Below are 13,046 nucleotides of genomic sequence, written 5' to 3'. Positions count from 1 at the left end.
ATTCAAGCTCTTGAGAGATTATTTCCGAACAAAAGAATCAAGCCTAAGCAAGTAGAAAAAATCGAATTTGAATATGAAAGACACGGAACTTTAAGCTTGATTGCGAACTGGGATGTGGCAAGAGGAAAAGTTGTTAGTCCCTCTATTGGACCGACAAGAACAGAACAAGATTTTTCTGAACATATCCAGAGAACGATTAAGATTGATGAAAAAGCAGAATGGATTTTTATTGTAGATAAACTCAACACTCATAAATCGGAAAGCTTAGTCAAATTAGTAGCAGAAAGCTGTGGAATTACTATTGATTTGGGGAGAAAGGGAAAGGAGGGGATTTTGCAATCTATGGACAGCAGAGCAGATTTTTTATCAGATGAATCTCATCGAATTCGCTTTGTTTATATTCCCAAACATACATCGTGGCTTAATCAAATTGAGTGTTGGTTTTCGATCTTAGTCCGGCGTTTACTCAAAAGAATTACTGTCCGTTCAACTGAAGAACTATCCCAAAAAATTCTCAATTTTATTGATTACTTTAATCAACATTTTGCTAAGCCGTTCGTTTGGAAATTTAAGGGCTTTAAAGATCATAAGTGACTGGTGGATTATTTTTGCTAAGCTGCACTAGGACTGCAGCCTATGGAGGGAAGGTAAGACTCGCTATTGTTCGCAATAGAAAGCGCATCCCTGTGAAGTGGGAAGCCTCGCATGGCGAATAAGACCGCCCTGAGTGCTGTAGTTGGACTTCTCGGTTTCGGCTTGGAAGCCCCAACTATAGGGTAGCTTAGTTGGGGTAGTTCACCTATTCATTCTCTTCTTAAAACCCCTGCCCGACAATCTTTTAACCACAGTTTAATCCCTTGACCGATCGCACCATTGATGGCATCTTGAGGGGGTAAAGGTAGATCAGCTTGTTCTAAATCCGCCAATTGAGAAAACAATAAAACAACTCGCCAACCGTCGGAACTGGGGGTTAAAAATAACCAATAATAATTTTGCAATAAAATCGCTTCTGTTTCGGTGTATTGTCGTTCTAAGGTAGTAAAAAATACCTGTTTGGTTTCATCGGGTAATTGAGGTTCATATTGTAAATTACTCAGAGGCAAAGGCTCAAAGTCAGGGTTTCCTGCTACCAAGATATAGTTATAAACTTCAACACTGCGATCGCCTCTTCTCGCCCGTTGTGTCACTCGGTTGCCGTAACTGGGTAAATCTTTTAACATCCGAGTCATCAAAGTTTCTATATCCAAAGAACAAGCAGTGTCACTTTTCGGTATAGTTTGGCTTTGAGCCATAGCAGGCCATAGAAAACAGGCCATAGTGAGGAGTCTGAGAACTAAGAGCCACAAACTATTAGATAATCTTGTTCTTCTCTCTGTGGGTATTTGATTTTTAGCTACTAACTTCATCAACAATACGGTTCCAAGCCATAACAGGATCATCTGACATTGTAATAGGTCTACCAATGACTAAATAATTTGCCCCTGCATCCAGGGCCTGTTTAGGTGTCATTACCCTTTGCTGATCCCCTGTTTGTCCCCAACTAGGACGAACCCCAGGACAAACTAAGACAAAATCTTTCCCACAAACTGCTCTCAGTTGAGCTACTTCCTGAGGAGAACACACAGCCCCATTTATGCCGCAATCTTTGGCTAATAAAGCCATCTGTAGGGCGTATTCTGGCAGTTCTAAAGGAATTTTCAGATCAAAGGCCAGGTCCCGTGCATTGAGGCTAGTGAGCAAGGTTATGGCTAATAATTGAGGGGGTGAGGCACTGTGGGCAATAGCTTCTCTCGCTGCTTTGAGGGCATTTTTGCCAGCAGTAGCATGAAGGGTTAATAAGTCTACCTCGTATCTAGAGGCACTACGGCAAGCTCCCATTACCGTGTTAGGAATATCATGAAATTTCAAGTCAAGAAAAATCTTTTTTTTCCGCTCTTTGAGGTGTTTAAGAATAGTCGGCCCCGTGGCCACGAATAATTCTAACCCCACTTTCCAAAAGCTAACTTGAGGTAAACGATCCAATAAGGCGATCGCTGCTTCTTCTGTAGGAACATCTAAAGGAACAATGATCTGATCAGCAACAGACATAAATCATTAAAAAAAGAGAGGTAATCAATTGTAAGTCTAACAAAGACTAAAAGTATTGACCCTCTCTCCAATAAACATGAAAATTTAAGCTTCTTTGTTAAAGAATCCTTGAATTTGTCCAATAGCGGCTGCTGCGATATTAAAACCGGCCCAACCGGCCGCGATGAGAATAGGTCCTACTACGACTAAAATACGCCAATCCATTTTTTGTTTCCTCTGTTACTTTTTATGGTAATTTAATGAAAAAATTATCTCTTTATTTATAACTTATCACGATTCATTTGTGAATCCCAAATTATTTCCTTTGTTGGCATGGACTAAAGCAAGTTGTTGATAACGCTTAGCGTGTTCGATCATTTTGTCTGCTTCAGTCTCGGATAAATCCCGGGCCCGTCTCGCTGGAACCCCTACCACCAGGGATCTCGGTGGTACATTTTTATTGACCACAGCACCGGCACCGATCAGGCTGCCCGTTCCCACCCTAATACCGTTCAAAATAACCGCCCCAATACCGATTAAACAGGCTCTTTCGATATGGGCCCCATGAATTACTGCTCTGTGTCCAATGGTGACGTATTCTTCTAAACAAGTTACTTCCCCGGGATCACCGTGGAGAATGGCTCCGTCTTGAATGTTGCTGTAGGCTCCAATCTTAATTTTTTCCACATCAGCGCGCACCACAGCAGAATACCAAATACTAACCCCTTCAGCAATTTCTACATCCCCCACAACCACCGCATTCGGGGCAACAAAAGCAGCTTGCGAGAGATCCGGCGGTGGCCAATAAGACGGAAATGAACATAAGGAGTCTGGCATAAATCTAAGCTAAATCTAAAATCTCGCGGTAGGATCGAGGCGACTTGGAATTAGTCGATATAATAGCTACTAGCAACGGTTATTAGGAGATCACCAGCAGAAGTTAAGAATTTCTTTTCTTTTCTTGCTAAGTAAAAACTCCGGTCTGTCCTGCTGCTTGAAACACACACAACCTATTCAGCACAGCTATTCAGACCATCCAGTGCAGTTATAAACAACTAAAAACAGATGACTCTAAGTTTACAATACCCCATTTATGGGCCAGAAATCCAATGTCCCCATTGTCGTCAAGTTATTCCTGCTTTGACCTTGACAGATACTTACTTATGTCCTCGTCATGGTGCCTTTGAAGCTAACCCGAAAAATAATGAGCTAGTTCATTTACAGTCAGGTAGGCATTGGCGACGGTGGGAAGGGGAATGGTATCGACAACACACCCATCCCGACGGTATTCGCTTTGAGATTCACGAAGCCCTAGATCGACTTTACACCCAAGGGTATCGGGCTACTAAAGTGATTATTGCCAATCGCTATAAAGAGTTAGTTAGTACCTACTTGGAGCGTAACACCTCCTGGCGAGGAAGCTCTCAATCGGTGCCTCGGTTGTATGGTTTACCGGTAGAATTTAGCCCCGATATTCCCAGAGAACCCCAATGGGACGTTATTAACTTCGATCTAGAAAAAGAGCCTGGGGTTCCTAAACGTTATCCTTATTTTCGACTGTTTGAATAATCATGCACCACGCTTCCATTCGCACGGCTAATATTCATCAAGCCATCGCTTTTTATGAACTGTTAGGTTTTACAGTTAAAGAACGGTTTACTACGGGTTACACCCTGGCTTGTTGGATGGAAGGTTTAGGGGGCAGAATCGAGTTGATCCAAATTCCTGAACCCAAACCAGCACCCGATGCTTTTGGGGACGAGCATTACGTAGGCTATTATCACTTATCCTTTGATTTAAGCGATCGCATCTCGGATCTTGCTCTTTGGTTGACTGCTTTAAAAACTAAGTTAAGTGAACTCTCTCAAAAAGATCCGAGCCAATTCTCCCCCCTGACGATTTTACTAGAACCCCAACAACAAATGATCGGCCACACCGTCTATGAAGTGGCTTTTATTGCTGATTGCGATGGTTTGCCTTTAGAGTTTCTGAGAATTTTGAAACAGTAGTAGTTGTTATTCAAATTGTTACAGTTCTTTACTAATGTAGGTAACAGAGTATGACGAAATGATACTATTTCCTAAAATACCTTTTTTCTGAGGGACATAAAAATATCATGGCAGAAGAACTTAAAGGAAGCCTTCCTAAATTCGGTGGTAGCACCGGCGGTTTACTCTCGAAAGCTGAACGAGAAGAAAAATATGCCATCACCTGGACTAGCAAAAAAGAGCAAGTCTTTGAAATGCCTACAGGTGGTGCGGCTATCATGAATGAAGGAGAAAATCTCCTCTATTTGGCTCGAAAAGAACAATGTTTGGCTTTGGGAACCCAGTTACGGACAAAGTTCAAACCCAGAATTCAAGATTATAAAATCTATCGCGTTTATCCCAGTGGTGAAATTCAATACCTTCACCCCGCTGATGGTGTCTTCCCCGAAAAAGTTAACGAAGGCCGTGAATACAACGGTAAAATCGACAGAAAAATTGGGGATAACCCTGAACCTGTTACCCTTAAATTCTCTGGTAACGCTCCTTACGATGTTTAATTGTCGATAAATTAGCTAACCGCGCCCGTAGCCCCGCACTGTACCGTAGGTCAGTGTCGGGATGAAAGGCGGGTCAATAATTGGGGTTTGATGCCCCAATTATTGAAAAAAAAGTAAGTTAAAATATAATAGAGTTATCGGTAAAATTAATGAAGTAGTCATTAACAACCAGATAACTGGTTACTGGCCACCGCTCATTTTTAGCTAGACTTATGATTTTTCCTGACTTTGAGCAGTTTTCCGTATTAGCACAACAGGGTAATTTTGTTCCAGTTTATCAAGAATGGGTGGCGGACCTAGAAACCCCAGTTTCCTCTTGGTACAAAGTTTGTGGCGATCGCCCCTACAGTTTCCTCTTAGAATCGGTAGAAGGAGGAGAAAACTTAGGCCGTTACAGTTTCTTGGGTTGCGATCCCATGTGGGTGTTATCTACTCGAGGAAATATCACCACCCAAACCTATCGAGAGGGTGAGGTCAAAACTTTTACAGGAAACCCCTTTGATATTTTGATGGAATGTTTAGCATCCATTAAACCAGTTACTCTACCGGAACTACCCTCTGGTATTGGCGGTTTATTCGGGTTTTGGGGCTATGAGTTGATTAATTGGATCGAGCCAATAGTTCCTATTTATCCTATTACTGACGATGATCTTCCAGACGGGATCTGGATGCAAGTAGATCATCTGCTTATTTTTGATCAGATTAAACGAAAAATTTGGGCCATCGCCTATGCTGATCTACGAGATGAGACGATCTCTTTGGAAGAAGCTTATCAAAAAGCTTGCGATCGCATCACCAAGTTAGTCTTAAAGCTACAACTGCCCTTACCAATTCAAGGCAAAACTCTAGAACTAAATCTTAATTCAGAAGAGACACAACCCTTAAGCTACACCAGCAACACAGAACCCTCTCAGTTTCACAAAAACGTGGGTCAGGCCAAAGAATATATCCGTGCAGGGGATATATTTCAAGTAGTGCTATCTCAACGGCTACAAGCTCATTATGACGATGATCCTTTTAATCTTTATCGTTCCCTACGGTTGATCAATCCTTCCCCTTACATGGCTTATTATAACTTTGGAGATTGGCAGATTATTGGCTCCAGCCCCGAGGTAATGGTTAAAGCAGAGCAAACCGAAGACGATTCTTTAACCGCCATTTTACGACCCATCGCAGGAACAAGAAAAAGGGGCAAAACTGCTAGGGAAGATCAGGCTTTAGCAGAAGACTTATTACAAGATCCCAAGGAAATAGCTGAACACGTTATGTTAGTGGACTTAGGCCGCAACGATCTGGGCCGTGCCTGTTGTCAAGGGAGTGTGACAGTTAATGAGTTAATGGTCATTGAACGCTATTCCCATGTGATGCACATTGTCAGTAATGTGATCGGAAAATTAGCCCCCAATAAAACCCCGTGGGATTTATTTAAAGCTTGTTTTCCTGCCGGAACCGTTAGCGGTGCGCCTAAAATTCGGGCCATGGAAATTATCAATGAGTTGGAACCCGAACGCCGAGGCCCCTATTCTGGGGTTTACGGTTACTATGATTTTGAAGGACAGTTAAACACTGCGATCGCCATTCGGACAATGGTGGTGCGTCCCCTCGAAAACGGTCAACATTTGGTCTGTGTTCAAGCAGGAGCAGGTTTAGTAGCTGATTCTGATCCCGAAAAAGAATATGAGGAAACCATAAATAAGGCCAGGGGGTTATTAGAGGCCATTCGTTCTTTAAGTTAGCTTCCTATCGCTGTTTAATTATGAGTAAATAGTGAAGTTTTGTTAAGGGAGAGAACAGGGTAAGTACCCTCTTAATGATAACCTTAAGATAATGTTAAAATTTAGTATTCAGGGGAACAAACCAATGGTCAGACCTGATGTTGTGCTTCATGCTTTTAATTGGAAGTATCAAGAGATTATCGATCGATTGGGAGAAATAAAAGAGGCAGGTTACGGTGCCATTTTAATTCCTCCACCCCTTTATTCAGATGTCCACAGTGACCATTGGTGGCAATGTTATCAACCCAAAGATTATCGAGTGCTTCTCTCCCATTTAGGGGGAAAAAAAGAGTTAGAAGAATTGATTAAACAATGTCATAGCAGTGAGCCTCAAATAAAGCTTTATGCAGATATTGTTATTAACCACATGGCTAATGAAGATCGAGGCGATCGATTAGATTTTCCAGGAGAAGCTGAACTAGCAAACTATCGCCATAATCGAGATTTATTTGAAGCCAATAAGTTATATGGGGACTTAAATGAGGGCTTATTTTCTGGTTTTGATTTTAATCGTACAGGAAATATTCAAGAACATGAATGGTGGGATCGAGAACGAGTTATTTATGGAGATTTAAGCGATCTACCAGATTTAATGGACTCTCCTTGGGTTTTATTACAGCAAAGAACTATGTTAGCAGCTTTAGTTGACATGGGTTTTGATGGCTTCCGTATTGATGCCATTAAGCATATTACGACGAGAATGATTGATAATTTTGCTGATAGTGAAGCTTTAGCAGGAAGCTATTTGTTTGGGGAAGTTTTGACTACTAATGATGAAGAAGAACGGATCTTTTTAGACCCCTTTCTTCAGGAAACTTGGATATCTGCCTATGATTTCCGTTTATTTCAAACTATCCGAAAAGCATTCGAGATGGGGGGTTCCCTGAGAAAACTGGCCCGTCCTGAAAATGAGAATAATGGTTTACCTTGGGATCGGGCTGTAACCTTTGTGGTTAATCATGATCTCCCCCATAACGACGATTTTCGTGAGTTTCTGCTCGAGCCAAGGGATGAACATTTAGCTTATGCCTATATTTTAGGGAAAGATGGCGGACTGCCTTTAATTTACTCAGACCATAACGAGTCGGTTCATAGGTATCATCAAGATCACGATCGCTGGTATGATGCCTTTAAACGAGAGGATATTAAACGCATGATTCGCTTTCATAATGAGGTTCAGGGAAAAGAGATGACTATGTTATATGAAAGTGACTTAGTGTTAGTGTTTGGAAGGGGAGATTGTGGTCTTGTTGCCATTAATAAAGGGGGTGAGCATACTTCCGTTGAATTTAGCACTCATTGCTTAAAAAAATCCAGTGTCTATAAGGATTTAATTAATAATAACGAAATGACAATTAGTGGGGATTGGTTTACTCTATCTATTAACCCGAGAACCGCTCAAATGTGGTTATGTCAATCAGACCTCGCCGTTAACGACGGGGTTTAAATAAATTACTAGGGGTCAACGGCCGTTGACCCCTACAGTATTGTAGATTGTAGGGTGTATTAGCGTAGCGTAATACACCAGAGTTTAGTTGTTCGGTGCGTTACGGCATAAACTAAATTGTGGCTTATCCCAATAAACAATAGTTCGCGCTTAGCGCACCCTACAAATATGTTCACCCCCTAGAAACAGAATCAAGAGAAGTATTACTTTCCATCACAGCAACAGGAGATAAACCAAGATCCTCCTCTTCCCCTTCATGGTGTTCAGCAAAAGATCCTTCCGGTTCTTTGAGAATAAACCAACATAAGAAAGCAACAATAACCGCCATAATACCCATTATCTGGAAAAATGCAGTATTCGCTTGAGCAATAATAGCAGCACTAGGATCTTTGCCTCCTCCCAACCATTCCGGTAACAAACTAAAAATGGTTAAATAAGCCACTGCACCCACATTTCCGTAAGCCCCCACATTACCAGCAACTTGACCAGTAATACGACGTTTTACCAGGGGTACAATAGCAAAAGTTGACCCTTCTCCAGCTTGCACAAAAAATGAACAAGCCATAGTTAAAATAATGGCACCGGGTAGCCACCAACTACTACTAACAGTCCCCATCATCAGATAACCAATACCCATACAGAGAGTTAACACAGCCATAGTATTCTTACGACTGCCCAACTTATCGGAGATCAAACCACCACCCGGACGAGACATCAAGTTCATAAAGGCATAACTAGAAGCGATCATCCCTGCTTGTGCCGGGGTTAAGGTAAACGTCCCTTCAAAAAACGTCGGTAGCATAGAAACCACTGCTAACTCTGACCCAAAGTTAACAATATAGGTTAATTCCAGAATAGCTACCTGAGAGAAACGATAACGATCTTTAGCTGGATATTGTTTCTTACCGGTCATTAAATCTTTATTTACCACCCAACAGTTATAAGCTTGGAACAGATATAAACCTATTAAACAAGCCCAAACAATGTACATGGTATTGACACCATAGAAACCCACTTTTGTCAACCGCCAAGCTAACACCATGAGAATACCGGATAAAGGCGCATTCATCACCATTAAGAACCAAAAATCACGCTTTGTCGTAACTTCGATCCCTCTAGCACTTTTGGGTTTACGGTAGGTTTTTCCAGGGGGATAATCTTGGACGTTATTGTAGTATAAAATCCCATACAGCGCTGCGATAATGCCCGTTCCAGCGATGCAAAGCCTCCAGTTGAAGGGGATCACCTGCGGGGGAAAGTGCGCCAAAGGCGAACCAACCGCCGATGGTGGGCAGGGTAAAGGCAGCAGCAGCAGATCCAAAGTTACCCCAACCGCCATAAATACCTTCAGCTAGTCCTATTTCTTTGGGGGGGAACCATTCTGCAACCATGCGGATACCAATAACAAACCCTGCACCAACGATACCCAACATTAATCTTCCGATCACTAACTGGGTGAAACTTTGTGCCGTGGCAAAGATTAAACAGGGAATAGCGGCATACATCAACAATAATGTATAGGTGATTCTCGGTCCGTAGCGATCCAATAACATTCCGATGATAATGCGCGCAGGAACCGTTAAAGCGACGTTACAGATAGCTAAAGTTCTGATTTGACTGACTTCTAGTCCAAAATCAGCTTTTACTTGAGTTGCTAAGGGTGCTAGGTTAAACCAGACCACAAAGGATAAAAAGAAGGCAAACCATGTCATGTGGAGGATCTTATATCGCCCACGCAGTGACCACATTTCTCCGAGCATTTTTAATTTTTCCTCTCTATTAAGGTTAGATAAGATTTCAAGTCAAGTGTTAGGGAATAGGGAACTTCTGAACAGGGAACAGTTGGTTTCTGTAGGGGCTAACGGCCGTTAGCCCCTACGGGAGTTTTCGTTTTGCCCCGAAATTTTCGATTAAGATATCGGTCAAAACAGGGATTAAATCGTCGCAAGCGATCCTTTTTTGCACACAAGTGCCTAAATGAGCATCTTTTCCGACTTTTCCCCCCATATACAAGTTAACCCCTTCGACAGTTTGGCCGTCTTTGCGAACTTTCGTCCCCATTAAACCAATGTCTGCAACTTGGGGTTGGCCGCAGGAGTTGGGACACCCTGTCCAATGAATACGAACGGTTTTGGGAATTTCTAAGGCTTCATCTAGTTCCTTAGCCAAAGCAACGGCACGATTTTTGGTTTCAACTAAAGCAAAGCTACAAAATTGCGCTCCAGTGCAAGAAACTAAGGCTCTTTGTAAGGGTTTTGGGCTAATACTGAATTTTTCGAGGATGGGTTCCTCTAAAAATGTCTCTAGGTTTTCCTGGGGAATATGAGAAATAAGGACATTTTGCTCAACAGTGAGGCGAAGTTCACCATTTCCATAGACTTCTGCCAGTCTAGCAAAGTCTAACATATCCTCAGCATACAAACGACCCACAGGGACGTGCATCCCCACATAGTTTAAACCTGCTTGTTTTTGGGGGAAGACACCGAGATGATCCCGTTTTTCCCAGTCAATAGCGTCTTTTTCTGCTTCTGTCTCCAGTTGATAGCCTAATTCTTGTTCCACCTCGGCACGGAACTTATTTAAGCCCCATTCATCAATCAACCACATAAGACGGGCTTTTTGACGGTTGCCTCTTAAGCCATTGTTCCGAAATATTGTTAAAATGGCACGGCATAGGTCGATAACTGCTGCTTCTGTTGGGGGAACCCACGCATTAAGGGGAATGGCAGCATCACAACGACTGGCGGAGAAAAAGCCACCAACCACGACATTAAACCCTAATTCACCGTTCTTGTAAGCAGGAACAAAGGCAATATCGTTAATTTCAGCGTGAACCGAGTTATCTCGTCCCCCTTCGAGCGCAATATTGAACTTTCGGGGTAGGTTAGTAAAGTCATAATTACCTGCACCGTGATTAGTAATCATGTCCTGTACTTTCTGGACTAACTCACGGGTGTCGATCAGTTCATCCGCATCTAACCCGGCCATGGGTGAACCCGTAATATTACGGACGTTATCCATTCCCGACTGCATAGAGGTTAGGTTAACCTCTTGGAGACGGTTAAAGATGTCGGGAATATCTTCGAGACGAATACCCCTTAGTTGTAGGTTTTGTCTGGTGGTAATATCAGCGTTTCCATCTTCCCCATAGCGTTGTACGATATGACCAAGAACCCGCATTTGTTCGCTGGTGAGGATACCATTAGGCATCCGCAGACGTAACATGAACTTACCAGGGGTGAGGGGACGGTAAAAAATGCCCACCCATTTAAGGCGAAGTTCGAGATCGCTTTTGTCCATGGCCTGCCAACCGATCTCGGCAAAATGTTCTAACTGATCTTTGATATCTAGTCCATCTTTTTCGGCTTTTAGTTTTTCAAATTTATTTAATTTTACTTTCTTTTTAGGTTGGGTACTCTGCACCACTATTAAAACCCTCCTCTTGCTTGAGTTGTATTTAATTTAAACTTCACAATAGGAGAATTTATGTAGCTAATGTAACAAAATGTTAAATTACATTCGTTTTTTGCATTTTTATTATGTTTTTCTTGCATATCTGTTACGTTTGATTACCTACGGGTAGGGGTGAACGGCCGTTCACCCCTACAGGAATGGGCTTGAGGGTAAAATCAGAGATAGATTGAATTGTTAATTGACTATTTTAGCTAAAATAGCTATTCTAGACTTAATGATAGTAACTAAATTAAAAAATTGATGAAAAAGTTAGCAGCATCTGACGCAAAAAACCGTTTTGGTGAAATGTTAGATTTAGCCAGAAGAGAACCAGTACACATCACCAAAAAAGGACGTAATGTTGCTGTTGTTCTTTCTACTGAAGAATTTGAAAGGTTAACAGAATTAGAAGATAAATTATTAGCTATAAAAGCTAAAGAAGAAGGCTTTATTCGGGTTGAAGAAAGCGAGAAACTTTTACAGCAGTTAGCCTCTACATCAGCAGTGGTTTGGTCACCTCAAACTGATAAAAAATCAATTGAAGCCTTATCAGAATTATTAAAAACTGTAGAGGATGAAGATACATGACTAATGGTCAGCGTTTTCCTTATTTCTGATCATCTTCATCTTGTTTGATTCTTTTTCGTTCTCTAAACTTTATACCAAACTGTTCATAAATAGCTTGTCTAAATTTCTTATTTTCTTCAATTGTAACTCGTCTTGCTTTATTGAAATGAAACTCATTTTTTTTGTTCATTATATCAATAATATTTAACTTATGGTACGAATTAAAGCTATCAACGAAACCTCTCCATATTTACCTGAAGTAAATAAGCTTGGTGATGCAAACAAAGCTACTTTAGGCTTCTTTTATAAGGGGGCTTTTGAGGAAAAAGCAAGAAATAAACAGATTTTAGTTGCTCTTTCTGATAGTGGCGAGTTTATGGGTTATTTAATGTACAGAAATGTTAAGAGTCATAATCGAATTAGTATTATACATCTATGTATTAAAAATAATTATAGAGGACAAGGAATCGCGAAACAACTCTTAAATTATTTAAAAAGTATAACATCTCAATATAGGGGGATAGAATTGCGATGTCGTCGTGATTATGGTATCGATAATATGTGGCTCAAACTAGGTTTTTGTGCTGTCTATGATAAAAAAGCAAAAACAAAAGGAAAACTCCTTACATATTGGTGGTTAGACTACGGCTATCCTAATTTATTGTCACTGATAAATGATCAAAAATCTGAATCAAAGTTATCTATTATTATAGATTACTCTATATTTCAAGAAATTTATTTATATAATCATTCATCTAAACCTCAAGAAGAAAAAAGTAAGGATTCTAAAGTTTTATTAGCTGATTGGCTTGAGCCTAACATAGAGATGTGGGTTAGTAAGGAAATTTTAAATAAAATTAACCAAATAAATGATTATCAAAAAAGACAATCTATCCGAAATATTTTTTCTCAATTGAGTTGTATTAATTATACAGATCAGCAATATCAAAGGTTCTTAATATCAATAAAATCACTTATTCAGGAAAATAACTTACTAATAGATGAATCTTATCTTCGTCATATCGTACAATCTCTTGCTTCAGGGATTAATATAATTTTGACTAACAATGTAGATATTTTGAAATTATCTGACCAATTCTATGAAGAATTTAAAGTTATTCTCATAAGTCCTAATGACTTTATAAAACGTTTTGATGATATTGAATAACAAAAAAATTATCACTCCAGATTT

At 40.6% G+C, this 13,046-nt stretch carries 14 protein-coding genes and 1 pseudogene; 8 read left to right on the top strand and 7 right to left on the bottom strand.

Features of this window, described 5'->3' with window-relative positions:
• The coding region (locus CWATDRAFT_RS14180) for a transposase (protein WP_007305643.1) at positions 1 to 594 on the top strand (594 nt) is incomplete at its 5' end.
• A 209-nt stretch (positions 595 to 803) separates the two neighbouring features.
• Here CWATDRAFT_RS14180 and CWATDRAFT_RS14175 read toward each other — a convergent pair.
• From CWATDRAFT_RS14175 to CWATDRAFT_RS14160, 4 genes are all read right to left on the bottom strand, one after another.
• Positions 804 to 1,406 carry a hypothetical protein gene (locus CWATDRAFT_RS14175; protein ID WP_021829132.1) on the bottom strand — a complete coding sequence of 201 codons (603 nt, stop codon included), beginning with the start codon at positions 1,404 to 1,406 and terminating at the stop codon, positions 804 to 806.
• Positions 1,390 to 2,088: an orotidine-5'-phosphate decarboxylase gene (pyrF, locus tag CWATDRAFT_RS14170; protein ID WP_007305641.1), complete on the bottom strand. Its 699-nt coding sequence runs from the start codon at positions 2,086 to 2,088 to the stop codon at positions 1,390 to 1,392. The genes CWATDRAFT_RS14175 and pyrF overlap by 17 nt, the downstream gene beginning before the upstream one ends.
• 84 nt (positions 2,089 to 2,172) lie before the next feature.
• The gene (locus CWATDRAFT_RS14165; protein ID WP_007305640.1) at positions 2,173 to 2,292 is read right to left on the bottom strand and encodes a photosystem II protein Y; all 120 of its coding nucleotides are present in this window, start codon (positions 2,290 to 2,292) and stop codon (positions 2,173 to 2,175) included.
• A gap of 66 nt (positions 2,293 to 2,358) precedes the next feature.
• Positions 2,359 to 2,904, bottom strand: coding sequence for a gamma carbonic anhydrase family protein (locus CWATDRAFT_RS14160; protein ID WP_007305639.1), 546 nt, complete (start codon positions 2,902 to 2,904; stop codon positions 2,359 to 2,361).
• 228 nt (positions 2,905 to 3,132) lie between these two features.
• Between CWATDRAFT_RS14160 and CWATDRAFT_RS14155 the strand changes: the two genes are divergently transcribed.
• The 5 genes from CWATDRAFT_RS14155 to CWATDRAFT_RS14135 all read left to right on the top strand — a co-directional run bounded on the left by CWATDRAFT_RS14155 (position 3,133) and on the right by CWATDRAFT_RS14135 (position 7,834).
• Positions 3,133 to 3,636, top strand: a complete 504-nt coding sequence (locus CWATDRAFT_RS14155; RefSeq protein WP_007305644.1) for a TIGR02652 family protein — start codon at positions 3,133 to 3,135, stop codon at positions 3,634 to 3,636.
• 2 nt (positions 3,637 to 3,638) lie between these two features.
• Positions 3,639 to 4,076 (top strand): VOC family protein, encoded by a 438-nt coding sequence (locus CWATDRAFT_RS14150; protein WP_007305645.1) that lies wholly within the window; start codon positions 3,639 to 3,641, stop codon positions 4,074 to 4,076.
• A 107-nt stretch (positions 4,077 to 4,183) separates the two neighbouring features.
• The gene (psaD, locus tag CWATDRAFT_RS14145; RefSeq protein ID WP_007305646.1) at positions 4,184 to 4,612 is read left to right on the top strand and encodes a photosystem I reaction center subunit II PsaD; all 429 of its coding nucleotides are present in this window, start codon (positions 4,184 to 4,186) and stop codon (positions 4,610 to 4,612) included.
• Positions 4,613 to 4,824: 212 nt separating this feature from the next.
• Positions 4,825 to 6,348: an anthranilate synthase component I gene (gene trpE, locus CWATDRAFT_RS14140; RefSeq protein WP_007305647.1), complete on the top strand. Its 1,524-nt coding sequence runs from the start codon at positions 4,825 to 4,827 to the stop codon at positions 6,346 to 6,348.
• 124 nt (positions 6,349 to 6,472) lie between these two features.
• Entirely contained in the window at positions 6,473 to 7,834 is a 1,362-nt protein-coding gene (locus tag CWATDRAFT_RS14135) for an alpha-amylase family glycosyl hydrolase (protein ID WP_007305648.1), read from the top strand.
• 172 nt (positions 7,835 to 8,006) lie between these two features.
• On the opposite strand, the pseudogene CWATDRAFT_RS14130 reads toward CWATDRAFT_RS14135, so the two are convergent.
• Positions 8,007 to 9,594: pseudogene (locus CWATDRAFT_RS14130) on the bottom strand (MFS transporter).
• Between the two features lie 115 nt (positions 9,595 to 9,709).
• Positions 9,710 to 11,260, bottom strand: coding sequence for a ferredoxin--nitrite reductase (locus CWATDRAFT_RS14125; protein ID WP_007305636.1), 1,551 nt, complete (start codon positions 11,258 to 11,260; stop codon positions 9,710 to 9,712).
• A 288-nt stretch (positions 11,261 to 11,548) separates the two neighbouring features.
• Between CWATDRAFT_RS14125 and CWATDRAFT_RS14120 the strand changes: the two genes are divergently transcribed.
• Positions 11,549 to 11,875 carry a type II toxin-antitoxin system Phd/YefM family antitoxin gene (locus tag CWATDRAFT_RS14120; RefSeq protein ID WP_007305649.1) on the top strand — a complete coding sequence of 109 codons (327 nt, stop codon included), beginning with the start codon at positions 11,549 to 11,551 and terminating at the stop codon, positions 11,873 to 11,875.
• A gap of 19 nt (positions 11,876 to 11,894) precedes the next feature.
• On the opposite strand, the gene CWATDRAFT_RS38570 is transcribed toward CWATDRAFT_RS14120, so the two are convergent.
• Positions 11,895 to 12,044 carry a hypothetical protein gene (locus tag CWATDRAFT_RS38570; protein WP_007305635.1) on the bottom strand — a complete coding sequence of 50 codons (150 nt, stop codon included), beginning with the start codon at positions 12,042 to 12,044 and terminating at the stop codon, positions 11,895 to 11,897.
• A gap of 21 nt (positions 12,045 to 12,065) precedes the next feature.
• Between CWATDRAFT_RS38570 and CWATDRAFT_RS14115 the strand changes: the two genes are divergently transcribed.
• Positions 12,066 to 13,022, top strand: a complete 957-nt coding sequence (locus CWATDRAFT_RS14115) for a GNAT family N-acetyltransferase (protein WP_007305650.1) — start codon at positions 12,066 to 12,068, stop codon at positions 13,020 to 13,022.
• Positions 13,023 to 13,046: the final 24 nt, after the last annotated feature.

The sequence above is a fragment of the Crocosphaera watsonii WH 8501 genome (assembly GCF_000167195.1).
GTDB lineage: Bacteria > Cyanobacteriota > Cyanobacteriia > Cyanobacteriales > Microcystaceae > Crocosphaera > Crocosphaera watsonii.
The sequence above is the reverse complement of the archived record's forward strand: the minus strand, read 5'-3'. Positions and strand labels throughout refer to the sequence as shown.